We start from the raw sequence: 24,534 nt of genomic DNA, 5'->3' as shown, positions 1-24,534 counted from the left end.
CGAAGGGCGAGCCCGCAGTGTGCGCAAGATCGAGCGCAAGCTCAAGCCTGCCGCCGCGCTACTTCGCCGCCTCCACCTTGACCCTGGCATTCGGCATTTCGCCGAACATCTCGGGTGCGTACAGCGCCTCGACGCGGCTCGGCGGCAGCGCGAAGTCGCCGACATTGTTGAGGCGCAGCGTGTATTCCATCTTGACCACGCCCTTGGGCAAGTACTCGTAGTAGCTGCGGAAGGCCTCGAAGCTGCGCTCCTCGAAGGCCGGCCAGCCGCTGCCCGAGCGCTTCTCGCCCTGGGTCGCGATCTGCGAGTCGCGGCCCAGGCCGCCGCCCAGGATGGTCGCGCCGCCGGGGACCGGATCGGTGATCGCGACCCAGGTCATGTCGGCGCTGGCGTTGACTTCCAGGCTCACGCGCAGCACGTCGCCGCGCGTGTAGACGCCGGGCACCGCCTGCTCGACCGGCGTGACGGTCTTCTTGATCGCGTAGCCGGCGGCGAATGGCGCCTTGAGCTGCACCGCGGCGAGCGACTGCAGCGTGAGCCAGGGCTTGCCGCTGCCGCTCTGCGTGACCAGCAGCGTGTCGCGGCCCGTGGCGGCCGGCCAGGGGACGAACAGGGTGTTGTTGCGCAGCATGCCCGGCGATGCCGGCGCGCCGAAGGCGCTGGCCTGGTTCGGGGCGCCGCCCGTGTCGCTTGCCTTCACCCGCTCGACCTTGCTCCAGTCCACCTGTGCCTTGGCCGGGCCCAGGCTGGCCGCCGTGATGCCGCTGACCGGTGCGCTCTCGAAGCGCCTGGAGAATGTCTCGAGCGCCAGGCCGCCCCACAGGTTGGCCGTGGTGGTGCGCCAGGCGCCGTTCTGCTGGCGGCCGATGAAGCCGCTGGCGAGGCGGCCGATGTCGTCCTTCCACGCCGGGTCGTCCATCACCGCGAGCAGCAGCCGCGCGGTGTTGACGTCGCCGTTGGCCATCAGCCACCACCAGTTGTCGTCCTGCTCGGTGCTGAACACCAGCCGCGTGCCCTGGTAGCTCAGGCGCGCCTTGAGCACATTGCCGGCTTCGTCCAGGCGCTGCTGGCGCTGCGGCACGTCCGGCACCCGCTGCAGGATCTGCAGCCAGTCGATCACCGCGCTGGTCGGCCACTGGTTGGGCGCGATCGTGATGCTGCCGGCCATGCGGCCCTGGGCCTTGCCGTAGCGCGACAGCGCTTCGAGCGCTGCCAGCTTGCGGACGTCGAGATCCTTGCGCGGGCTCCAGAACTCGCGCTGGATGCGGCCTTCGACGAAGGCGACCAGACCCTGCAGCATCGGCGCGCTGGCCGCTTCGGGCAGCGCGAAGGCCGGGTCGAGCGAAGCCGCCTCGTGCGTCGATGCCAGCAGGTAGGCGGTCAGGATGTCGCTGCCGCGGTTGGCCTCGCCATCGCGCGGCGGGAAGTAGTTGGCGAGTCCGTCGCCATCGAGGTAGCTCGGCAGCTGCGCCACCAGCGCCTGCCAGCCCTTGCCGTCGCGCAGGCCGATCGCCTTGCTGGCCTTCTGTTCGAGGCAGGCATAGGGGTAGGCCGCGAACCAGTCGCGCACGCCGGTCAGGCCTTCGGCCAGCCGCGGCTGCAGCGACATCCGCAGGCCGCCGCGGCCGGGCAGGGCGTCGGCGGGCGGGCCGACATCGAGCGTGAAGGGGCCGTCGAGCTGCACCAGCGTCGCCTGCTGCACCGTCAGCGGCACCGCCGGCAGGATGCGCTGGCGCACCTTGAGCGCGTCACGCGCGCCGCCCAGCGTGTCGCGGGCCTCGATCTCCCACAGGATGGCTTCGGCGCGCGTCTGCGCGAGCTGCGCGGGGGCGGTCACGGGCCAGGCCAGTTCGCGCGCCTCGCCGGGCGGGATATCGATCGTCTGCGGCTCCAGCGTGAGCAGCGTGGCACGCGGCGTCGCCTCGACCTTCATCGCTTGCTGCGTCGTGTTGCGCAGCGTGATCTGGGCCCGGAACTGGTCGTCCTCGCGCACCAGCGGCGGCAGGCCGCTGATGATCTGCAGGTCCTGGGTGGCGCGGATCGAGGCCTGGCCGGTGCCGAACAGGCCGGTGCCGGCATCGGCCACCGCGACGATGCGGAAGGTGGTCAGCGCGTCATTGAGCGGCACGCTCAGCGTGGCCTGGCCGTTGGCGTCGAGCACCACCGCGGGTTTCCACAGCAGCAGGGTGTCGAGCAGCTCGCGCGTGGGGCTCTTGCCGCCGCCGCCCCCCGCGGGCACGGCCTTGCGGCCGTAGTGCCGGCGGCCGACGATCTCCATCTGCGCGGTCGAGGTGGCGACACCCCAGCTGCGCCGCTGCAGCATGGCTTCGAGCAGGTTCCAGCTGTCGTTGGGCAGCAGTTCGAGCAGCGCTTCGTCGACCGCCGCCACGGCGACTTCGGCCCCGGCCGCGGGCTTGCCGTCGGGCAGCCGGCCGGTGATGGTGATCTGCGCCTGGCTGCGCACGGGGTAGGCGGGCTTGTCGCTCGCGACCTTGACCTCGATGCGGTGCGACTGCGTGCCGACCCGGATCTCGGCCAGGCCGAGCCGGTAGGCCGGCTTGCTGAGGTCGACCAGCGCGGTCGGCGCCACGTACTCCTTGCCCTCGTACCAGAAGGCAGTCCACCATTCGCGCGGCGCCTTGAAGCCCCAGGTGAAGAAGCTGTACCAGGGCACCTCGCGCAGCCGGCCGCGCAGCGCCAGCACGCTCACATAGGCGTTCGGCCCCCACTCGGGCTTGACCTGCAGGCTCACGGTCGGGTCCTGGCCGTTGAGCTGCACCACGTGGGTCTCGATCACGCCCTCGCGTTCCACCGACACCAGGGCGGTGGCGAAGCGGAACGGACTGCGGACCTGGAACCTGGCGACTTCGCCGGGCTGGTAGCTCTTCTTCTCGGGCAGGACGTCGATCCGGTCGTGGTCCTCGCCGCCGAACCAGAGCTCGCCCTGCCGCGTCACGTAGACCGAACTGGCGGCGCGGCTGTCGCGGCCTTCCTTGTCGGTGGCACTGGCAATCAGCTCGACCTGGCCCGGCTCCTTGAGCTCGATCTCGCACAACAGCAGGCCGCGGTTGTCGCTCTTGCCGCTGCAGACGGTGCCGATCTCCTTCACCTCGGTCTTGTTGTCGTAGGTGTAGAAGCCGCCCACCATGCGCTTGCGGCTGGTGGTGGTGATGCGGGCGACGGCGCGCACGTTGAGCGTCACGCCTTCCTGCGGCTTGCCCGCGAGGTCCAGGGCCAGGGCCTGGAACCTGAGCTTCTGGCTGGCCGACACCCAGCCCTCGGTCTTGATGCCGGCGACCACCGCGGCCGGCCACAGCGTGTGGGTGCTGCGCAGCGTCTGCACTTCGCCGTTGGGGTCGGCGTAGCTGGCTTCGAGCAGCAACTCGCGCGGCGTGGCCTTGGCGACCGGGATCTTGTCGATCGTGAGCTTGCCGGCGCCTTCCCGGTTGAGCGTGAGCGGGAGCTTGTCGGCGATCACGCGGGCGTCTTCCGCGCTCTCCGCGTCGTTGTCGCCGTCCTTGCTGGGGGCGGCAAAGCTGAAGGCATCGAAATCGGCGAAGGACGGCTGCTTGCCGCGCACCAGCGCCGACACGCGCACCGGCAGCGCCGCGGCGCCGCCGCCCGCGACATAGTTGATCTGGACCTCGACCGGCAGCGAGCCGACCGCGACCAGCGGCTTGCCGTCGGTCGGCGAGATCCGGCCCGCGAGCACCGGCAGGCGGAACTCCTCGACGCGGAACTGCCCGGTGGCATAGCTGCCCGGGCCGCCTTCTTCGGCGCTCGCGCGGCCCTCCTTGCCGCTTCTCAGCTCGACCTGGTAGACGCCGAGCTTGGCGGCGGGCGGGATCGCGAAGCTGCTCTCGCCGCTGAGCCCGCCGGTGGGGGTCTTGCGCCATTTCAGCGGCTGCTCGAACTGCTGGCCGCTGCCCACATGGGTGACGACCAGCGTGTCGGGCCGCAGTTCGGGCAGGCCGAGGCCCTTCTGCGTCTGCGTGCGCAGCAGATGCTTCATCGACACGGTCTCGCCGGCGCGCAGCAGCGTGCGGTCGAACACCGTGTGGGCGATACGGTCGGGCTGGGCGTCGAGGCTGGTGGGCACGTTGAAGCGCCAGGGCTCGATGCCGCGCTGCCAGTCGCTCCAGGTGAAGGCGAGGTCCTCGACGCCTTGCGCGTCCTTGGCGCGGGCGCTGACGAAGTAGGCCCCTGCGCTGTAGTCGTCCTCGGTGGCGCAGGACGGCGCGTCCGGGGAAATGCCGGACAACCTGACCAGCCCGTTCGCGTCGGTGGTGCCGCTCGCCACTTCGCGGCCGTCGCAGCCGGACACGCGCACCGTGGCGTTGGCGACCACGCGGCCCTTGTCCAGCGTCGTGACCCAGGCCACCGCGTTCTCGCGGCCCAGCTTGAAATGCACCGCGAGGTTGGTGGCCAGCGCGGTGGTGCGCACGTACATCGTGCGGCCGCTGCCGTAGCGCTCGTCGAGCAGTGCGTCGCCGAGTTTCTGCGACGCGATCTCCAGCACGTGGAAGCCGGGCGTCAACGGGATGCCGACGACTTCGAACGGCCGCGGATCACCGCCCTCGGCCTTGGGCATGTCCAGCGTGCGCACGCCGGCCTGGCCGCCGAGCAGCGACACCATGCGGGTCTGGATCTGGTCGCGGTCGTCCTTGTCGATCACCTTCGGCAGCGCGCCCTTGACGTCGCGCGCCGCGAGTTTGCGCGACACCGTGTAGTTGCCGTCATAGCGGCGCACCTTGCGGAACCAGGCGATGATCTCGGCGTCGCTCTTCGGGTTCAGGTCGCTGACCTGGCCGGGCGCCGATCCCAGCGTCAGTGCCTGCACCTGCAGGGCCGGCTCGACGCGGCGCACCGTGACCGGCATCAGCGCCACCCCGCCGGGCTCGGCCAGGCGCTCGACCACGCCGAAGGGCGAGGCCGCGAACTTGGCCAGCGGCGGCATCGCGCCGGTCGCGACCTGGAGCGGAAAGCTGTCGGGCGACGCCAGCGCGCGGCCCGAGGCGTCCTCGAACTTCGGCGGCAGCGCGATCGTGAACGGGGTCTGCTCTGCGAACGGGGCCGGGAAGCTCAGCGACTCGACCACGCCATCGTCGTCCCTGGCGGCGTTGTCGTCGAAGACCGGCTTGAAGGTCTTGCCGGCGCCCTTGAGCGTGATGGCGGCGGCCAGCTTGCGCGCGACCGGCGCGTTGAACCGCAACGTCATGGGCTTGAGCGGCAGGCAGGCCGATTGCGCGTTCTCGCGCTCGCAGCTGAAGGAGACCGCGAAAGGTTCGCGCACATCGAAGTTGAGGCGCCGCTCCACATTGTTGACCACGCCGGAGGGTGTCGCGACGCCCTTGCCGTAGACCAGCTGGACCCGGCTGGCCGGCGGCAGCGTGCGATTGCACTGGAGCGTGAGGAATCGCAGTGGCGCCTTCTCGGCTTCCTTGTCGCGCCCCAGCGCCTTCAGCAGCCCGGCACGCTGCTCGCCGTCGATTTGCCTGACCGGAATGCGCTCGCCGATGCCGGCGGCCGCGCACCAGACGTTCTCCTGCACGCTCTCCAGCGTGGCCGGGCCGTTGAGCTCCAGCATGAAGATCTGCTGCTCGTCGATCTTGCCGTAGCTGGGCTGCCAGTTGCGCACGAACGGGCCGCCGCTGTTGAAGCGGTAGCTTTCCGGTCCGGTCAGTTCCGAACCTGTGGCGGACTTGAAGCCGGCCACGCGCGTCACGCTGCACCGCACGCCCGGCGGCAGGTCGTTCTCGAAGTCGAACACCCATTGCTTCTCGCCGGTCCATCGTCCCGTGCCCTTGCCGGCCTCGGCGTCGGCGCAGCTGACGCCGAGCGGCGCCGGCGCCTTGGGGTCGCCGAAGCGGACCGCGGGCTGGTCGAACTTGGCGACCACCTGGCGCACGCGCGAGACCTCGCCCTGGGGCGTCAGGCTGGTGATCTGCAGCGCGTGGGATGCTCCGGTCGCGAGCAGGGCGCTGGCGGCCAGCAGGAAGGCGGGTATCGTTCGGCTCAAGCGGGGGTTCTCCATCCAAATTCTCGGCGCGTCGAGCGTAGCCCATTTGCCCCCCGCCAAGCGGCCCGCCGTCGGCCCGCTCCTTACAATTCCGCACTCGTCGTGCGTGTCTCGCGCGGACCGCTCACCGAACACGTCGACCGATGAAACGCTACTGGGAAATCGATGCATTGCGCGGGCTCATGCTCGTGCTGATGACCGTCACCCACCTGCCGACCCGATTGACCGACCCGCTGGGGCAGCCTTTCGGCTTCGTCTCGGCGGCGGAAGGCTTCGTGCTGCTGTCGGCCTTCGTCTCGGGGCTGGTCTACAGCCGCATCGCGCGCACCCGGGGCGTCGACTCGATGCGCCGGGCCTTCTGGCGCCGTGCGCTCAAGGTCTACCTGAGCCAGGCGGCGACGCTGCTGTTCCTCTTCACGATCATCTCGGCGGTGGGCCTGCGCATCGACCAGCCGGCGGTGAAGAACCTGCTGTCCTTCTACCTGGCCAGCCCGCGCGAGGGCTTCCTCTACTCGCTGCTGCTGGTCTACGAGCCGGCGCTGCTCGACATCCTGCCGATGTACATCTTCTTCATGCTCCTGAGTCCCTGGGTGCTGGCCTTCGCGCTGCGCCACGGCTGGACCGGCGTGATGGTGGCGAGCGCAACCCTGTGGGCGCTGGCGCAGTTCGGCCTCAGCGAATGGCTCTACGCGCTGGCCGTGCGCTACCTGGGCCTGGCGGTGCCCTTCCACGAGATGGGGGCGTTCAATGCCTTCGCCTGGCAGTTCCTGTGGTTCGCGGGACTGTGGATGGGCGCCAGCCGCAACGCGCCCGATGCGAAGCCCCTGAACTTCCCGTCCTGGCTGGTCGTGCTGGCCGGCGCGGCGGCGCTCTACGGATTCTGGTGGCGGCACCACGGCATCCACGGCCAGGCGCCCTTCGGTGGCGACGTCGAGCTCAACCTGCTGTTCGACAAGTGGCAGCTCGGGCCGCTGCGCCTCGTCAACCTGGCGGTGCTCGGCATCGTGGCGGTGCGTTTCGGGCCGGGCTTCATGCGGCGCATCCCGCGCCTGCACGGGCTGGAGGATCTGGGCCGCGCCTCGCTGCCGGTCTTCTGCGCCCACCTGGTGGCCGTGCTGTCGGTGCTCGCGATCTACGGCGACAGCCAGACGGCCCGCCCCTGGTGGGGCGACGGGTTGCTGCTGGGCGTGGTGTTCGGCTGGCTCTACGGTGTCGCTCGCCTCACGCTGTGGTGGGACGACCGGCCGAAGCCGCCGCAGCGTCAGTCGCTACCGCGTGCCTTGGGCGACTGAGGCCTCGGCGGGTGCGGGTTGATCCTGCAGGTGCGGGGCGATCGCCGACTGCCAGAGCCGGTAGCCCTCGTCGTTGAGGTGCAATTGGTCGCCCCGGAACAGCTCCGGCCGGGGCCGGCCGTCGGCGCCCAGCATCGGCGTGAAGATGTCGATGTAGGCGCTGTTGGGCAGCCGCTGGAGGTAGGCGCCGATGACGTTGTTGGTCTCCCGGATGCCGGGCAGCAGCTTCTCGCGCGAAGGGCTGGGCTTGATCGAGATGTAGGCAATGCGGGTGCCGGGCAGCTGGGCGCGCACCGTGTTGGCGAACTGGGCGAAGCTCTCCAGCACCTGCAGCGGCGTGCGGCCTTCGGCCAGGTCGTTGTCGCCGGCGTACACGAGCACCATGCGCGGCTTGTAGCGCACCACGAGATCGTGCGCGAACAGGCCGCAGTCGGCCATGGTCGAGCCGCCGAAGCCACGGTTGATGACCACCGGCTGCTGCCGGAAGTCCTGCGCCAGCCGCGGCCACATGCGGATCGTGGAACTGCCGACGAAGAGCACGCCGCCGGGGTCCGGCATGCGCTGCGCGTCGGCGGCGTCGAAGGCGTTCAGTTCGCGTTGCCAGCGTGCGTGGGCCGCCACGTAGGCGGCGGACTCTGCCGGTTTCGAGTCCGGCTCGGCCTGCGAGACCAGCGGGCTCAGAAACGCGAGCGAAACCAGGGCGACGCGGACGGCAGCTTTCATCGACATCCATGTTAACCAAACACAGCGGCCCGGCCGGCGCTGCCAGGCCCGTTGGTGAAACACCGCGGAACCGGCTTTGCCGGGCCGCTGGTGTTGCCCCCGGCAGGGGGTGGGAGGGCTACACGCAGTGAGCCCGACCTGGGGGCGAGCTAGAAGCTATTGCGGCCGATGCCGTGGTAGATGACGCCGGCTTCCTTCAGGGTGGCCGGTTCGTAGAGATTGCGGCCATCGAAGATCACCGGCGTCTTCATCAGCGCCTTGAGCCGTTCGAGGTTCGGGCTGCGGTAGGCCTTCCACTCGGTCACGATGATCAGCGCGTCGGCGCCGTCCAGGGCCTCCATGGGATCCTTGGCGGCGCTGAACGTGATGCGTTCGAGCAGCGCCGGCGCGTCCGCGAAGTCGAGCTTCAGCACTCGCCGCGTCTCGTCGACCGCGATCGGGTCGTGCGCCACCACGCGGGCGCCGGCGCGCAGCAGCACGTCGAGCACGACCCGGCTCGGCGCCTCGCGCATGTCGTCCGTGTTGGGCTTGAAGGCCAGTCCCCACAGCGCGAACGTGCGGTCGCACAGGTCGGGGCCGAAGCGGGCCAGCACCTTGTTGGTCAGCACGCGCTTCTGCTCGTCGTTGACCGCCTCGACCGATTCGAGCACGCGCAGCGATTGCCCGTTGTCGCGCGCGATCCGGGTCAGCGCCTGGATGTCCTTCGGAAAGCAGCTGCCGCCGTAGCCGGTGCCGGCATACAGGAAGCTGTAGCCGATGCGCGGATCGGAGCCGATGCCCTGGCGCACCGCCTCGATGTCGGCGCCGACGCGGTCAGCCAGGTTGGCCAGCTCGTTCATGAAGCTGATTCGGGTGGCGAGCATCGCGTTGGCCGCGTACTTGGTGAACTCGGCCGAACGCACGTCCATCATGCGCGTGCGTTCGTGGTTGCGATTGAACGGCGCATAGAGCCTGCGCATCCAGCCCAGCGCCTCGCGGCCGTCTTCGTCGTCGGCGTAGCCGATCACGATCCGGTCGGGCCGCATGAAATCCTCGACCGCCGCGCCTTCCTTCAGGAACTCGGGGTTGCTCACCACCGAGAAGCGCAGGTCGGAGCGTCCGCGCTTGTCGAGCTCTTCCTGGATCACGGCCTTGACGCGATCGGCCGTGCCCACGGGCACGGTCGACTTGTCGACCACGACCTTGAAGCCGTTCATGAAGCGGCCGATGTTGCGGGCCGCGGCCAGCACGTACTGCAGGTCCGCGCTGCCGTCTTCGTCGGGCGGCGTGCCCACCGCGATGAACTGGATGTCGCCGTGCGCCACCGAGGCTTCGATGTCGGTCGAGAACGACAGCCGCCTGGCGGCCACGTTCGACTCCACCACGGCTTCGAGGCCGGGCTCGTAGATGGGAATGCCGCCGGCGTTGAGCGTTGCGATCTTGCGCGGGTCGAGGTCCAGGCAGAAGACGTTGTTGCCGATGTCCGCCAGGCAGGCGCCGGTGACCAGTCCGACGTAGCCGGTGCCGATGATCGAGATGTTCATGAGCTCAGGCCGCCGCGGTGGGTTCCGACAGGACCTTGTCGAAATAGGCGATGGTCTTCTGCAGGCCTTCCTCGAGCTGGGTGCGCGGCGTCCAGCCGCCGAGCTCCTTCTGGGCCAGCGAGATGTCGGGCCGGCGCTGCTTGGGATCATCGGCGGGCAGCGGCTGCTTGATCAGCTTGCTCTTCGAGCCGGTGAGCTCGATCACCTTGTTGGCCAGCTCGAGCATCGAGAACTCGCCGGGGTTGCCGATGTTGATCGGGCCGGGTACTTCGTCGCCGGTGGCCATCATGCGCAGCATCGCTTCCACCAGGTCGTCCACGTAGCAGAAGCTGCGGGTCTGCTGGCCATCGCCATAGATCGTGATGTCCTCGCCCCGCAGCGCCTGGACGATGAAATTCGACACCACGCGGCCGTCGTTCATGTGCATGCGCGGCCCGTAGGTGTTGAAGATGCGCACCACCTTGATGCGCAGCTGGTGCTGGCGGTGGTAGTCGAAGAACAGCGTCTCGGCGCAGCGCTTGCCCTCGTCGTAGCAGCTGCGGATGCCGATCGGGTTGACGCGGCCCCAGTAGGCCTCGACCTGCGGATGGATCTCCGGGTCGCCATAGACCTCGCTGGTGGACGCCTGCAGGATCTTGGCGCGCACGCGCTTGGCCAGGCCGAGCATGTTGATGGCGCCGTGCACGCTGGTCTTGGTGGTCTGCACCGGGTCGTGCTGGTAGTGGATCGGCGACGCCGGGCAGGCGAGGTTGAAGATCTCGTCCACTTCGACATAGAGCGGAAAGGTCACGTCGTGCCGCATCAGCTCGAAGCGCGGATGGTCGAACAGGTGCTCGACGTTGCGCTTGCTGCCGGTGAAGAAGTTGTCGACGCACAGCACGTCGTGGCCCTGTTCGATGAGGCGGTCGCACAGGTGGCTGCCGAGAAAGCCGGCGCCGCCGGTGACCAGGATTCGCTTGGAGGCGTTGTATTTGCGCATGCGCGTGATCACTCCGTAAATGTCAGTTCGATGGCTGCTGGTTGCGTTGCTCGTACATCTTCGCGTCGACCAGCATGCGGAACCAGAGCGCCTGGAAGAAGGCGAAGTAGAAGCCCGTCCTGCCGTCCAGGAAGCCGAGGCGGAAGACGTAGCGATAGACGAAATAGCCGAGCGAGCGGATGCCGATCGGGAGCTTGTAGTAGAGCTCCTTGATGAAGCGGGTGCGCTCCCGGGCATCGCCCATGAGCCGCGGCTTCAGCACGTTGTCGGCGGCGACGCGGGGACCGAGCTTCTCCTTCGCCTCGGCGTCGCTCCAGCGGTTGTGGCTCGCGATCCAGTCGCTCAGCCGGGCCGAGTTCTTGTCGTGCATGAAGCCGCCGATGCGCCCGGGCGTCGCGGGGCTGATGAAGTGCTGGTCGTAGAGCCGCGATTCGCAGCGGCCCGCGCCCGAGCGGAACAGCCGCAGGTGCCAGGGGTTGAGGCCGCTGAAGCGCAGCATCTTGCCCATGAAGTAGTCGCGCCGGCGGATCAGGTAGGCGTCCGACCCGGGCGTGCCCGACAGCAGCGCATTGATGTCGGCCACTGCGCGGGCGTCGAGCACCTCATCGGCATCGAGGTGCAGTTGCCACTCGAAGGAGGTCTCGATCTGCGAAATGGCCCAGTTGCGCTGGTCGCTGTAGTTGGAAAACGGGCGCTGCACCACGGTGCAGCCCAGTTCCTCGAGGATCGCGGGCGTGCCGTCGGACGAATGGGAGTCGACCGCGAACACGTGCGGGCTGACTTTCTTCGCCTCGGACACGGTTTCCCGGATGATGGAAGCGGAATTGAAGGTCAGGATGACGACGACGCAGCGGGGTTTTTCCATGGAGTTCGGCGCTCGGTAACAGCTTCGGTTCAGGGTTCACCCTGATCCGTAAGCGCAAAGCATGCCAAACTTTAGCACTACATTCTTACATTTAGGAACACAACGGACGGTCGACCCCCTCCGTCCATTGGCCTATTGCCGCAGAACTTCACGGTTTTCGCCGTGAAGTCGCCTCGGCCGGGTCAGGCCAATCGTGCCTGATGCCGGGCGATCTGCCGGCGAACCTGCGCCGGCGCGGTGCCCCCCAGGATGTCGCGGGCGTTCAGCGAGCCGCGCAGGCTCAGCACGCCGTAGACGTCCTTCTCGATCTTCGGGTTGAAGGTCTGCAGCACGGCCAGCGGCAGCTCCGACAGGTCGACCTGGTGCGAGATCGCGGCCTTGACCGCGTGGGCCACGGTTTCGTGCGCGTCGCGGAAGGGCAGGCCCTTCTTGACCAGGTAGTCGGCCAGGTCGGTCGCGGTGGCGTAGCCGCGCAGGGCGGCGCGCTCCATCGCCTCCGGCTTCACCGTGATGCCGCCGACCATCTCGGCGAAGATCCGCAGCGTGTCCTTGAGCGTGTCGACGGTGTCGAACAGCGGCTCCTTGTCTTCCTGGTTGTCCTTGTTGTAGGCCAGCGGCTGGCCCTTCATCAGAGTGATCAGGGCCATCAGGTGGCCGACCACGCGGCCGGTCTTGCCGCGCGCGAGTTCGGGCACGTCCGGGTTCTTCTTCTGCGGCATGATCGAGCTCCCCGTGCAGAAGCGATCGGCGATGTCGATGAAGCCGAAGGACTGGCTCATCCACAGCACCAGCTCCTCGCTCAGGCGGCTGATGTGCACCATGGCGAGCGAAGCCGCGGCCGTGAACTCGATCGCGAAATCGCGGTCGCTCACCGCATCCAGGCTGTTCTGGCAGACCTCGTCCATGCCCAGCGTGCGGGCGACGGCCTCGCGGTCCAGCGGGTAGCTGGTGCCGGCCAGCGCCGCGGCGCCCAGCGGCAGCCGGTTCACGCGCTTGCGCACGTCGAGCATCCGTTCGGCATCGCGCGCGAACATCTCCACGTAGGCCAGCATGTGGTGGCCGAAGCTCACCGGCTGCGCCACCTGCAGGTGGGTGAAGCCCGGCAGGATCACCTCGACGTTCTTCTCGGCCAGCGCGAGCAGCGACTTCTGCAGGTCGGTCAGCAGGCCTCCGATCAGGTCGATCTCGCCGCGCAGCCAGAGCCGCACGTCGGTGGCCACTTGGTCGTTGCGGCTGCGGCCGGTGTGCAGCCGCTTGCCGGCATCGCCCACCAGCTGCGTGAGCCGGGCCTCGATGTTCAGGTGCACGTCCTCGAGGTCGAGCTTCCAGTCGAAGGCGCCGGATTCGATTTCCTCGCGAATCTGCTTCATCCCACCCTGGATGGCGGCGTGGTCCTGCGCGCCGATGATCCCCTGGGCTGCGAGCATGCCGGCATGCGCCAGCGAACCCTCGATGTCAGCCTGCCACAGCCGCTTGTCGAAGAACACGCTGGCCGTGTAGCGTTTCACGAGGTCGCTCATCGGTTCGGAGAACAGGGCGGACCAGGCTTCGGATTTCTTGTCGAGTTGGTTTTGGGTCATGGGAACCGATCAGGGGAGGCAATAATGGGTTTGACACCCATTTGTTTCTGCGATGCGCAACCCGTCGATTTTATCGGCCCCCCCTTCGGCGTCGCCGGTGACGCCTTCAACTTCGCCCTTGCAGGCCAAGGGGCGGGTGTCGGCGCGTCCCGGCAGGCCGCTGTTCGACGCCTGCCAGATCGGCGTCGTGCTGCGCGCCGTGCTGTTCGTCGAGGTGGTGGTCGCGGTGGCCACGATGTTCCTGGCCCCGACGCTGTCCGAGTGGCTGCTGCTGGCCGCGACCGTCACCGGCGGGGCCTTGCCCGCCACGCTGGTCTGGCTGCTGGCCACCTGCGGGCTGAAGAGACTGCTGGCCCGGCTGCCGGTCCCGGTGCAGTACGGGGCGGGGGCCCTGCTCGGGGCGCTGTCGGCGCTCTATGGCTGCGGGCTGCTGCGGCTGACCGGCGTGGTCGGCGAGGCGCCCTGGCTGGCCAGTGCCCTGGCCGGCGTCCTGTTTGCGGGGCTGATGATGGCGGCGCTGGTGCTGCGGGCGCGCGGCCAGACGCCGGCGGCCACCACGGCGCGGCTCGAGGAACTGCAGTCGCGCATCCGGCCGCATTTCCTGTTCAACACCCTCAACAGCGCGATCGCCCTGGTGCGACAGGAGCCGGCCAAGGCCGAAGCCATGCTGGAAGACCTGAGCGAGCTGTTCCGGCAGGCGCTGGCCGATCCGGGCGAATCGGTCACGCTGGCGGACGAGATTGCGCTGGCCGAGCGCTATCTGGCGATCGAGCAGGTGCGCTTCGGCGACCGGCTGCGCATCCGCTGGGATATCGATCCGGCCGCCGACGACGCCCGGTTGCCGCCCCTCCTGCTGCAGCCGCTGGTCGAGAATGCGGTCAAGCACGGCGTCGAGCCGAGCCCGGACGGCGCCCGCCTGCGCATCCGCACCGAGCGCCGCGGCGCGATGGTGCTGATCGAGGTGGTCAACAGCCTGCCGCCGCTGCGCTGGGCCGATGCGCCGCTGCCCCGCGGCCATGGCATCGCACTGGCGAACGTGCGCGACCGCCTGAGGCTGCTGCACGACATGCAGGCGCAGTTCAACGCCGGCATGGACCAGAAGAGCTATCGCGTCCGCATCGCCATTCCTGCCGAGTCATGAGCATGAATCCTCTTCCTCTTCGCACCCTGATCGTCGACGACGAGGCCCTGGCGCGTTCGCGCCTGCGCGCCCTGCTGGCCGATTGCCGCTCGCCGGCCGCGGAGGTGGTGGCCGAGGCGGCGCACGGCGAGGGCGCCCTCAAGCAGCTCGCCAGCGCGCGTTACGACCTGGTGCTGCTGGACGTCCACATGCCCGGCCTCGACGGCCTCGAACTGGCGCGCCGGCTGCGCCATCACGAGGCCGYGCCGGCCGTGGTGTTCGTGACCGCCTATGCGGCCCACGCGGTCACGGCCTTCGAACTCGAGGCGGTCGACTACCTGACCAAGCCGGTTCGTGCCGAGCGGCTTCAGCAGGCCCTGCAGAAGGCCGAGCGCTACCTGAAGGAGCGGCGCGCGCTGGTCCCGGAGCCGCAGGACGTGCTGCTGATCCAGGACCGCGGCCGCACCGAGAGGGTCCCGTTGTCGGAGGTCCTCTATCTGAAGTCCGAGCTCAAGTACCTCACGGTGCGCACCGCAGCGCGCAGCCACATCTTCGACGGCTCCCTGGCCGAGCTCGAGGAGCGCTATCCGGCGAAGTTCGTCCGGGTGCATCGCAACGCGCTGGTGGCGCGCTCCGCCATTCGCGCTCTCGAGAAATACGACGACGGCGAAGACGCCGAAGGCTGGGCGCTGCGGCTCGACGGCATCCCCGAACCGGTGGTGGTGTCGCGCCGCCAGCTGTCGACCGTGCGCGAAGCGCTCAAGGACGCGCGGTGAACGACGCCGCCGAGCCGAGCGTCGATACCGCGGTCGAGCCGCCGCAGGAGCCCGAGCGCGTGCTGCTGCACATGCCGGTCGACGTGCGCAGCGCCTCGCTGGTGGTGCTGGCGGTGCTGGCCAGCGTGTTTGCGCTGCGCTGGGCGGCGGCGGTCTTCATTCCGCTCATGGTGAGCCTGATGCTGACCTATGCGCTGGCGCCGCTGGTCGACCGCCTCGAACGCTGGAAGATCTCGCGCTGGATCGGCGCGGCCGTGATCCTGCTCGGCATCGGCGGCGCCTTCGGCTGGACCGGCTATTCGCTCGCCGGCAGCGCCTCCGAGCTGGTCGATTCGCTGCCGGTGGCGGCGCAGAAGCTGCGCCTGGCGATGCGCACCAGCAGCCGTACCGCCGATGCCAACACCCTCGACACCGTGCAGAAGGCCGCGGCGCAGCTCGAGCAGGCGGCCGAGGAGAGCTCGGCCAAGGTGGCGGCGCGCAAGGGCGTGGCGCGGGTGGTGGTCGAGCGGCCCTCGTTCAACGTGCGCGACTACCTGTGGAGCGGCACGGTGGGGTTGATCGGCGCCGCCGGCCAGCTCACGCTGGTCGCCTTCCTGACCTTCTTCGCGCTGGCTTCGGGCGACACCTTTCGCCGCAAGCTGGTCAAGATCACGGGGCCCAGCCTGCAGAAGAAGAAGATCACGGTGCACGTGCTCGACGACATCTCGGGCCACATCGAGCGCTACCTGCTGGTGCAGATCCTCACCAGCGCGCTGGTCGGCGTCGCGACCGGCCTCGCTTTCTGGGGCATCGGGCTCGAGAACGCGGCCGTGTGGGGCATCCTGGCGGCGGTGACCAACCTGATCCCGTACATCGGCTCGCTGATCGTGATGGCGGCCGCGGCGCTGGTGGCCTTCCTGCAGTTCAACGGCGTCGAGATGGCCCTGCTGGTGGGCGGCACCTCGCTGCTCATCCATACGCTGGTCGGCAGCCTGCTGGTGCCCTTCCTCACCAGCAAGAGCAGCCGCATGAACCCGGTCGCGGTCTTCGTCGGCGTGATCTTCTGGGGTTGGCTGTGGGGGATCTGGGGCCTGCTGCTGGGCATTCCGATCATGATGGTCGCGAAGGCGGTCTGCGACCACGTGGAAGACCTGGAGTCGATCGGGGAGTTGCTGGGAGACTGATGGGCGCGACGATCTAGCCCACCTGCACCACCGCCCCGTCCGGCCACACGCGCCAGATCACCCAGTCGCCGACGCCCACGTGGTGCGTGGCGGGCTGCGGTCCGGACTCTCCGTGGCGCAGGGTGATCCGCTTCCCGGCCAGCCGCAGCACGATCTCGAACCCCGGCCAGTGCGCCGGCACCCGCGGCGTCAGCGAGAGCTGGTCGCCGCGCACCGCGAGGCCCAGCAGGGTCTCGACGGCCGCGCGGTGCAGCCACGCGGCCGAGCCCGTGTACCAGCTCCAGCCGCCGCGACCCGCATAGGGCGCGGCGCTGTAGACGTCGCCCGCCATCACATAGGGCTCGATCTCGTAGGCCGGTCCGCGCTCCGGATGGCGCGCGCGGTGTGCCGGGCTCAGGCCCTCGAAGGTCTGCCAGGCGGCCTCGACGTCGCCGTGCTGCGCCTGCGCCATCAGGGCCCACACCGCGGCATGGGAGTACTGGCCGCCGTTCTCGCGCACCCCGGGCGGATAGGCCTGGATGTAGCCGGGGTTGTTCGATGCCTGCGCGAACGGCGGATCCAGCAGCCGCATCAGCCCGAGAGGCTCGTCGTGCAGGTGCTGCTTCATCGACGCCAGCGCCTGCGCCGTGTGCGCCTCGTCCGAGGCCCCCGAGAGCTGCGACCAGGCTTGCGCGATCAGGTCGATGGCGCATTCGTCGTTGAGCGCCGAGCCCAGCGGCGCGCCGTCGTCGAAGAAGGCGCGCCGGAACCAGGCACCGTCCCAACCGGCTGCGTGCAGCGCCGTGATCCAGCCCTGCCGCGCCGTTTGCCAGCGTTGCGCCCGCGCCCGCTCGCCACGCGCCTCGGCGAAGGGCGCGTAGCGCTCGACCACGCTGCAGAGGAACCAGGCCAGCCAGACGGATTCGCCGCGGCCCTCGTGGCCGACGCGGTTCATGCCGTCGTTCCAGTCGCCGGTGCCCATCAGGGGAAGGCCGTGCACGCCGGTCGCAAGGCTCTTGTCGATGGCGCGCGCGCCGTGCTCGTAGAGGCTCGCGCTCTGCTCGCTCGTGCGCGGCGGATAGTAGGCGTCCTCGGCACCGGCCGGGATCTCGGGGCCTTCGACGAAGGGCACCCGCTCGTCCAGCACCGAGCGGTCCGCCGTGATTTCCACGTAATGCGCCGCGGCATAGGGCAGCCACAGCAGGTCGTCCGAGAAATGGGTGCGCACACCGGCGCCGCCCGGCATGTGCCACCAGTGCTGCACGTCGCCTTCGGGGAACTGCCGCGCCGCGTTGACCAGGATCTGCTCGCGCAGCCGGGCCGGATCGGTCAGCGCGAAGGCCATCGCGTCCTGCAGCTGATCGCGGAAGCCGAAGGCGCCGCCGGCCTGGTAGAAGCCGGCCTTGGCCCAGAGCCGGCAGGCGAGGGTCTGGTACATCAGCCAGCGATTCACCATCGCATCGAAGAGCGGATCGGGCGTGCGCACCTGCAGCCGGCCCAGCAGTTCATCCCAGAAGCCGCGCGCCTGCGCCAGGGCTTCGGCGACGTCGCGCTGTTGCCAGCGGCGCGCCAGCTGCATGGCGGCCTCGGCATCGTCGGCCTGGCCCAGCATGAAGCTGAAGCTGGCGCTCGCGCCGGCAGCGAGGCTGAATTCGCCGGCCACTGCCGCGCAGGCGTCGAGGCCGCTGCCGCCGCGCGCTGCGAGGCTGTCGGGCAACTCGATGGTGCCTCGGCCGTTGAAGAACTCGCTGCGGTCGCAGGTCCATTGCGTCGCCCCGTTGAGGCCGGCGATGGCGACGAAGCCGGTGCTGCCGCCGAAGCCGGCGCTCGATTCGCGCTGCTGGCCGAACACGGCCGGCAGCTCCTCGGGCTTCCAGGTGTGGACCGTGCGGCGCTCGCCGCGGGCCGCGCCGAGCTGCCACTCGACCATCGCGAGCGCGCGCAGGCGGCGGACCGCCGTGCCGTCGTTGCGCACCTTCACCTGCACCAGCTTGATCCGCTCGTCGCGATCGGCGAAGAAAGTGGTCGTCAGCGCGACGTCGCGGTGCTGGCATTCGAACACCGTGTAGCCCTGGCCATGGCGCACGCGATGCGTGGCCGCGCTGGTGCCACGGGCCGCCGGCGTGAGCGGGAGCAGTTCGAGCGAGTCGAGATCCTGCAGCAGGTAGTGCTCGAAGGCCGGGTCCTGCACCGGGTCGTTGGACCAGGGCGTGACCTGGTGCAGCCGGCTGTTGATGGCCCAGGTGTAGCCGGTGCCCGATTCGGAGATCTGAAAGCCGAAGCCGGCATTGGCGATCACGTTGATCCAGGGCCTGGCGGTGCGGTGCCCGGCGTCGACCTCGAAACGGAACTCGCCGCTCGCGGCGTCGAAGTCGCCCTGCGGCGCCACGGGTGCGGCTGCCGGAAGGGCGGCCGGCGGCGGCGCGGAGCGCGCCGGCCTGCCGGGCTCCTCGACCAGCGCGGCCGTGGCCTCGCGCAGCGCCGCCACCTGCGCCTCGAGCGCACGTCCGTCGGCGGTGAAGACCACCCGCGCCAGGCTCGACAGCGCCGCCTTCTCGGAGGGCGCGACCTCGGCATCGCGCAGCAGGTAGAAGCCGGCCGCGTCGTTGCGCGGGAAGCTGTTCTGCGTCTGCTGCGCGACTCGGCTGCGCAGCGCCTCGATTTCGCGCTGCAACGGCATCAGGTAGGAGTGCGGCTCACTGTTGAGCACCACCAGGTCGCAGGCCACGCCGCCGAAGCCCCACCAGGGCTGGGCACGCAGCAGCGTGTCGACCAGGCCTTTGCCGGCCATCGAATGGATGGTGACCAGCACGATCGGCTTGTCGCCGGAAATGCCGAAGCGCCAGATCTGCCGCAGGTCGATCAGTCCGCGATCGCGCATCACGCGCGGCGTGGTGTAGGTCAGGATGGTCGTGAGGTCCTGCAGCGCCAGGTTCTTGGCCGGATCGATGCTGAGGTCGCGCAGCCGCACCTGCGCCAGCGTGGCGGCCATGCGGGTCGCGCGCTCGACGTGCATCGGTTGCAGGTAGCGGTCGATGCTGGGCATCAGGGCCTCCACGTTGTCGTCGGCCGCGGTGGCAAAGGTCACGCGCGCGGTGGCGCCCGGCGCGATCGACAGCGTGACGCGCAGGCAGGCGATCGGATCGAGGCCGTTGATCTGCGTGCCGTCGGCGGCCAGCGGCTGGGCGTCGAGCGCGGGCGCGGCCAGCGTGCGGTTGCGCCCGATGAAGGCGCGGCGGTCGGTCATGCAGTCGACGGCCAGCACCTGCGCGTCGACCGCGGCGACGAAATGCGCGGCGGCCACCACCGGGTCGCCGTGCAGGCGGGGCTTGCGCACCATCAGCAGCGCGCGCCAGCCCGGCTCCCAGCGGCTTTCGACGAACAGGTTGGCAAAGGCCGGATGCGCCTCGTCGGCCTTCGGGTTGGACAGGACCGGCTCGAAGTAGGAGATCAGTTCGAGCGTGCGGGTCTCGTCGCCGGTGTTGTGCAGCGCGATCGTGCGCAGCTCGGTGTCGTCCTCAGGGCTGATGAGCACGGTGATCCGCGCCTGCAGGCCGGGGCCGCTGGCGTCGAACTGCACCTGGTCGGCCAGGAAGCGGGCCCGGTAGCGCCAGCCGGGACCGGGCGCGGGCAGGGCGGTCAGGGAATTGAGCGCGTGCGTCTGCGTATCGCGCACGTAGAAGAAGGTGCCGTAGCCGTCGCGCAGCGGATCGTCTCGCCAGCGGCTGACGTTGAAGGAGCGCCAGCGGCTCACGCCGGCGCCGTTGGCACGCAGCGCCACGGTGTAGCGGCCGTTCGACAGCAGGTGGCTGGGCTGGAAGCCGGTGGCCATCGGGTCGACCGTGCGCGGCTGGAAGACCGGCGGTGCCTCGCCGGTCGCCGGCTCGGGCGGCGTGCGCGGATCGGCGCTGCCGATGATCTGCCGCGGCGTGCGCTCGTGCAGCAGCGATGCGTGCGCCTGCACCAACGGCGCGCTGCCGAACCAGCGGCGCGGCGCGCCGTCGCGCACCGCATTGCAAAGGGCCACCAGCGTCATGCCCTGGTGGTGCGCCATCACGTTGCGCACCACCGTGAAGGCCTGGCCCTCCGGCTGCCGCGAGACGGTGAAGTCGATCGCGTCATAGAAGCCGAACTCGCCGCGTGCGCCGAGCGATTCGAGCAGCCGCAGGTTCACGACCGCGTCGCCCGGAACGAGCACGGCCGCCATGGCGCTCGCGTAGGGCGCCACCACCCGGTCGGCCGGCGGCGTGCGGCGCAGCGCGAGCCGCGGCACGCCGAAGGGCGAGTACTGGTAGGCGAGCGAATGGTCGCGCGCGAAGTAGGCCGATTCGGAGACGCCCCAGGGCAGGCCCTGGGCGCTGCCGAAGGACTGTTGCTCGCCGATCGCGGCCAGGTTCGCGACCTGCAGCAGGCCGCCCACGGGTTCGGCCATCACCAGCGTCGGCATCAGGTACTCGAACATCGAGCCCGACCAGGACTTGAGCCCGGGCTTCACGCCGACCGACAGGAAGGGCCGGCCGAGCGCCATCCAGTGGCGCCGCGGCACGTCGCCCTTGGCGATCGCCAGGAAACTCAAGAGCCGCGATTCCGAGGCCAGCAGGTCGTAGTAGCTGGCGTCGAGCAGGTTGTCTTCCACGCGCAGGCCGATGTGGAACAGGTGGCGCTTGGTGTCGTAGAGGCCGCGGAAATCCATTCCGGCGCACAGGGTCTCGCAGCGCTGTGCCAGCGCTTCGAGGGCGGCGCTGTCGGCTGCGTCGGCAGGCGCGGCGGCGAAGCTGCGGCAGGCCTGCGCCACGGCGATCAGGTGACCCGCGAGGTTGCCGCTGTCGACGCTGGAGACATAGGCCGGCGGCAGCATCCGCAGCGACTGCGTGTCGTACCAGTTGTAGAGATGGCCCTCGTGCTTGTCGAGGCGGTCGATCGTGTCGAGCGTCGCGGCGAGCCGTTCGCGCAGCACCCGCGTGTCGATCCATCCGAACTCGCGCGCGCAGCAGCAGGCCAGCAAGTACACGCCGATGTTGGTCGGCGAGGTGCGGTGCGCGACGGTCCGTTCGGGTTCGAATTGCAGGTTGTCGGGCGGCAGGTGGTTGTCCTCGGGCCCGACCAGATGCTCGAAGAAATGCCAGGTGTCGCGTGCCAGTGTCTCGAGGTAGTCGCGGCGCTCGGCGCCGAGTTCGTTCGGGGTCCCGGTCGGCGTGCGGCTGCTCCACCAGGCGGCGACCGGCGCCAGCGCCCACAGCACGAACACCGAGGCGCCCAGCCAGGGATGCGGGCTCCAGAACGACGCCACGGCGAGAGTGACGCAGGCCAGGCTCGTGAGCGCCGCGCCACGCAGGAAGCCGTCGAGCTCGTAGCGCGCCTGCGCCTGGGCCTGCGCGGCGGTGGTCCATTCGAGCAGATGACGGCGGGTCACGAGCAGGCGCCAGGCCGCGCGTGCGCTCGCATCGAGCAGCAGGCGCGCCTGGGCGGCCAGTTGCACGAACTGCCAGGCGGCGCCGGCCATCGCGCGCAGCAGCTCGGTGGCGCCGACGTCGAAGAAGTGCGGCAGCTCGATCGAGCGCCGTGTCGGCACCAGCCCTGCCAGGGCGCCCAGCAGCGGCCCGAGCGCGAGGGCGGCGGCCACTGCCGCGAGCGCCCAGGACAGCGGCAGCGAATCCGTGAAGACGACCCAGGCGAGGAGGGCGGCCGAGGCCGGCACGACCAACGCCCGGCGCAGGTTGTCGCTCATCTTCCAGAGCCCCAGCGCGTCGATGCCGAAGCGTCGCGCACGCAGCATCAGCGGCAGCAGCTGCCAGTCGCCACGGGTCCATCGGTGCACGCGCGAGGCGGCGACGCCGGCATGGTGCGGATGGTCCTCGATCAGCACCAGGTCGCTCACCACGGCGCAGCGCGCCACCGTGCCTTCGAGCAGGTCGTGGCTCAGCACCGCGCCTTCGGGAAGGCGCCGGTCGAGCGTGGCGTGCACGGCTTGCACGTTGAGCATGCCCTTGCCGGTGAAGGAGCCGGTACCGAAGACGTCCTGATAGATGTCGGAGGCGCTGTTGCTGTAGGGGTCGAGCCCGCACTGGCCCGCGAACATCCAGTGGAAGTGCGAGCGCTCCTCACGCTCGGGGAAAGGGGTGACGATGCGCGGCTGGAGGATGCCGAAGCCGGCCGTCACGCGACGGGCTGCAGCGTCGATCTGCGGCGCATTCAGCGGATGCGCCGCCACCGCGACCAGCTCGCGCAGCGTGCCCGGTGGCAGGCCGGTGTCGCTGTCGAGCGTCATCACGTAGGGGATCCGTGCGGCCAGCTGTTCGCCGCCGTCCATCGGCACGAAGCCGCTCGCGTCGCCCGTGGCCAGCAGGCGCAGCAGCATCTCGAGCTTGCCGCGTTTTCGCTCCCAGCCCATCCAGCGCCGCTCGGTGTCGGACCAGCTGCGCGGCCGGTGCAGCAGCACGAATCGTGGCGGGCTGCCGGCGCCGCCAGGAGGAGGGTAGCTGTCGTTGAGCGCGGCGATTCGGTGCGTCGCGTCGTCGAGCAGTGCCGCGTCACCGGGCATCGAGGCTTGGGCGGCGTCGTTCCAGTCGGTCAGGAGCGCGAACTGCGCATGGTCCTCGCGGTTCGCGAGCCAATGCAGTTCGAGGCGATGCGCGAGCTGGGCGTTGGCCTCGATCGAGCTCAGCATCGAAGGCACGACCACCAGCACGCGGTGCATCTCGGGAATGCCGGCGGCGAAATCCAGCCGCGGCAGCGGCCGGACCCGGGTCGACTCGGCCACGATGCGGTGCACCAGCGCGATCACCGCTTCGGACAGCGGCCAGGCGAGCAGCCCCAGGGCCACCACCGAGGTCCATCCGGCCTCGGGCCAGCCGCGACGGTCCAGGCCCTGCACCGCCGCGGCGAGCAGCAGCGCGGTGCCGGCAAGGACCGTGGCGATGTACAGCATGAGACGCCAGTTGCGAGGCAGGATCCGGCGCCGCACGGCCATTGCCGCACCGCCGACGCGCGCCGGCGCGAGCGCGGCGATCAGCGCCGGGCGGCCTTCTCCGAAGAGGTAGTAGCCCGCCGTGCGCTCGGCCTGCGACCAGCGCGCCTCCTCGTCCTGCGCGCTGGTGGCATCGCCGGCCGCCTGCCACGCCAGGCCGACCACTGCCTGCGCCACTTCGCGCTCCGGCCGACGGCTGCTGCGCGCCACCTGTTCCATCGCGTGCGTGATCTGCTGGCGCGTGAGCTCGCTCTCGCGGCTGAAGCTGGGGAGCTCGCGCAGCACGCGCAAGGAGCGGCTGACCGGCTCGATCAGGTCGGCCCATTCGACCTGGCCGATCATGCGCAGCGTGGTGATGATGTTCCCGACCGTGAGGTTGGCGGCGGCCTGCGCGGTCTGGGCGTCGGCGATCAGCGCCGGCCCGCTCGGGCAGTGCTGTTCGGTCCACTTGACGAGTGCGGGCGCCTGCTCGCCGTGCTCCACCGGCAGCCGCTGCCAGAGCTGGGTGAGATAGCTCTCCTGCATGCCGCGGCTCTGCAGCGCCCGGTAGAGCACGTCGAGGTCCTGCGCAGACAGGGTGTCGGCCGTGTCCCAGACGGCATGCGCGACCTCGCGCGCCACCTTGTTCACGGCGATGCTCTCGGCCACTCGCCGCAGGTTCTCCAGCAGCACCACGCGCAGCGTGGTCGGCAGTGCCCACAGCTCGCCGAGGGTGAGCTCGTCGATGTCCTGGTAGGCGTTGAGAAAGGCGGTGAACAGCGCCTTGTTCAGCACGCTGTCGGTGTGGGCCACATAGGCCCAGGCGATGCCGTACACGCGCGGCAGCCCTGCCAGCGGCGCCGCCGCGAGCTTGGGCAGTCGCGCGTAGTAGCTGCGCGGCACGCCTTCGTGGATCTGCTGCAGCTGCGCCTCCACGAGGTGGAAGTTGTCGAGCAGCCATTCGGCGGCCGGCGTCACGTAGCGGCCGCTCTGCGAGATCAGCGCGATGTAGTCGAAGGCGTCGCGCAGCGATTCCAGGTTCTCGTGGACCCGCGGGAAGAAGGGTGTGCTGTCGCCGCCGGAGGGGCCCTGATGCACCGCCTGCGCGCGCGCCAGGCTGTGGCCGTGCTGCTCGAAGCGTTGCGCGCCGAACAACTCGGCGCGGATCGGTGCTTCGACCGGTTCGTGCGGAGCGAGGAGAAGGTTGCGCGCGTACTGGCTGAGGGAGTCGAGCCGGTCGACGACCGCCGCGGCGCTCAAGCGAACGCGAACAGTCCGATGGCGAGCACCACGGCGACGCACGCCATCGTCACGATGCGGCCAGCGGCGACCGAGCGCACCCGCTGCAGGCTGTTCCGTAGCGCGAACCACCGTCCCTGAGCGAGCGCGCAATGTCGCATGTGCAATGCCAGCGCTTCGAAGTCACCGCTGACGAAGTCGATCTGGGAACGGGCAAGCGATTGCGGGGAAGACATGGCGAAGATTCCTGTGAACGACCCTCGAGCCGCCGCGCGATCGCGAGAGCTGTGAACGTAGGGGACAGGGTACTCTTGCGCCAATGGCCTTTTT

Annotated in this window: 12 protein-coding genes; 4 read left to right on the top strand and 8 right to left on the bottom strand. The window is 69.8% G+C overall.

Going from position 1 to position 24,534, the window contains the following annotated elements:
• Nucleotides 1–58: 58 nt before the first annotated feature.
• Nucleotides 59–6,034 carry an alpha-2-macroglobulin family protein gene (locus tag AB4Z46_RS26030; protein ID WP_442286442.1) on the bottom strand — a complete coding sequence of 1,992 codons (5,976 nt, stop codon included), beginning with the start codon at nt 6,032–6,034 and terminating at the stop codon, nt 59–61.
• A gap of 128 nt (nt 6,035–6,162) precedes the next feature.
• Between AB4Z46_RS26030 and opgC the strand changes: the two genes are divergently transcribed.
• Nucleotides 6,163–7,311 (top strand): OpgC domain-containing protein, encoded by a 1,149-nt coding sequence (gene opgC / locus AB4Z46_RS26025; protein ID WP_442286441.1) that lies wholly within the window; start codon nt 6,163–6,165, stop codon nt 7,309–7,311.
• Here opgC and AB4Z46_RS26020 read toward each other — a convergent pair.
• The 5 genes from AB4Z46_RS26020 to argH form a co-directional block, all read right to left on the bottom strand.
• Nucleotides 7,288–8,034, bottom strand: coding sequence for an SGNH/GDSL hydrolase family protein (locus tag AB4Z46_RS26020; RefSeq protein ID WP_442286440.1), 747 nt, complete (start codon nt 8,032–8,034; stop codon nt 7,288–7,290). The two genes, opgC and AB4Z46_RS26020, sit on opposite strands and share 24 nt — an antisense overlap.
• Before the next feature lie 149 nt (nt 8,035–8,183).
• Entirely contained in the window at nt 8,184–9,557 is a 1,374-nt protein-coding gene (locus AB4Z46_RS26015) for a UDP-glucose dehydrogenase family protein (RefSeq protein ID WP_442286439.1), read from the bottom strand.
• Between the two features lie 4 nt (nt 9,558–9,561).
• Complete coding sequence (locus AB4Z46_RS26010) at nt 9,562–10,536, bottom strand: UDP-glucuronic acid decarboxylase family protein (protein ID WP_442286458.1); 975 nt, start codon at nt 10,534–10,536, stop codon at nt 9,562–9,564.
• A 22-nt stretch (nt 10,537–10,558) separates the two neighbouring features.
• Nucleotides 10,559–11,401, bottom strand: coding sequence for a glycosyltransferase family 2 protein (locus tag AB4Z46_RS26005; protein WP_442286438.1), 843 nt, complete (start codon nt 11,399–11,401; stop codon nt 10,559–10,561).
• 182 nt (nt 11,402–11,583) lie between these two features.
• A complete protein-coding gene (argH, locus tag AB4Z46_RS26000) occupies nt 11,584–12,981 on the bottom strand; it encodes an argininosuccinate lyase (RefSeq protein ID WP_442286437.1) in 1,398 nt (465 codons plus the stop codon).
• A gap of 52 nt (nt 12,982–13,033) precedes the next feature.
• Between argH and AB4Z46_RS25995 the strand changes: the two genes are divergently transcribed.
• From AB4Z46_RS25995 to AB4Z46_RS25985, 3 genes are read left to right on the top strand one after another with little or no spacing between them, the layout of a single operon-like run.
• Complete coding sequence (locus tag AB4Z46_RS25995) at nt 13,034–14,122, top strand: sensor histidine kinase (protein WP_442286436.1); 1,089 nt, start codon at nt 13,034–13,036, stop codon at nt 14,120–14,122.
• A gap of 2 nt (nt 14,123–14,124) precedes the next feature.
• Complete coding sequence (locus tag AB4Z46_RS25990; RefSeq protein ID WP_442286435.1) at nt 14,125–14,877, top strand: LytR/AlgR family response regulator transcription factor; 753 nt, start codon at nt 14,125–14,127, stop codon at nt 14,875–14,877.
• Entirely contained in the window at nt 14,874–16,040 is a 1,167-nt protein-coding gene (locus tag AB4Z46_RS25985; protein WP_442286434.1) for an AI-2E family transporter, read from the top strand. The genes AB4Z46_RS25990 and AB4Z46_RS25985 overlap by 4 nt, the downstream gene beginning before the upstream one ends.
• 13 nt (nt 16,041–16,053) lie before the next feature.
• Here AB4Z46_RS25985 and AB4Z46_RS25980 read toward each other — a convergent pair whose 3' ends face one another.
• Complete coding sequence (locus tag AB4Z46_RS25980; protein WP_442286433.1) at nt 16,054–24,225, bottom strand: GH36-type glycosyl hydrolase domain-containing protein; 8,172 nt, start codon at nt 24,223–24,225, stop codon at nt 16,054–16,056.
• Nucleotides 24,222–24,440 (bottom strand): hypothetical protein, encoded by a 219-nt coding sequence (locus AB4Z46_RS25975; protein ID WP_442286432.1) that lies wholly within the window; start codon nt 24,438–24,440, stop codon nt 24,222–24,224. The genes AB4Z46_RS25980 and AB4Z46_RS25975 overlap by 4 nt, the downstream gene beginning before the upstream one ends.
• Nucleotides 24,441–24,534: the final 94 nt, after the last annotated feature.

Source organism: Variovorax sp. M-6, from assembly GCF_052114385.1.
GTDB lineage: Bacteria > Pseudomonadota > Gammaproteobacteria > Burkholderiales > Burkholderiaceae_C > Variovorax.
This window is presented reverse-complemented; position numbering and strand designations above follow the sequence as displayed.

Bases quoted from the DNA above. Each gene is read 5' to 3' on its own strand.
- AB4Z46_RS26030 (WP_442286442.1), bottom strand. From the start codon at position 6,034: ATGGAGAACCCCCGCTTGAGCCGAACGATACCCGCCTTCCTGCTGGCC.
- opgC (WP_442286441.1), top strand. From the start codon at position 6,163: ATGAAACGCTACTGGGAAATCGATGCATTGCGCGGGCTCATGCTCGTG.
- AB4Z46_RS26020 (WP_442286440.1), bottom strand. From the start codon at position 8,034: ATGAAAGCTGCCGTCCGCGTCGCCCTGGTTTCGCTCGCGTTTCTGAGC.
- AB4Z46_RS26015 (WP_442286439.1), bottom strand. From the start codon at position 9,557: ATGAACATCTCGATCATCGGCACCGGCTACGTCGGACTGGTCACCGGC.
- AB4Z46_RS26010 (WP_442286458.1), bottom strand. From the start codon at position 10,536: ATGCGCAAATACAACGCCTCCAAGCGAATCCTGGTCACCGGCGGCGCC.
- AB4Z46_RS26005 (WP_442286438.1), bottom strand. From the start codon at position 11,401: ATGGAAAAACCCCGCTGCGTCGTCGTCATCCTGACCTTCAATTCCGCT.
- argH (WP_442286437.1), bottom strand. From the start codon at position 12,981: ATGACCCAAAACCAACTCGACAAGAAATCCGAAGCCTGGTCCGCCCTG.
- AB4Z46_RS25995 (WP_442286436.1), top strand. From the start codon at position 13,034: ATGCGCAACCCGTCGATTTTATCGGCCCCCCCTTCGGCGTCGCCGGTG.
- AB4Z46_RS25975 (WP_442286432.1), bottom strand. From the start codon at position 24,440: ATGTCTTCCCCGCAATCGCTTGCCCGTTCCCAGATCGACTTCGTCAGC.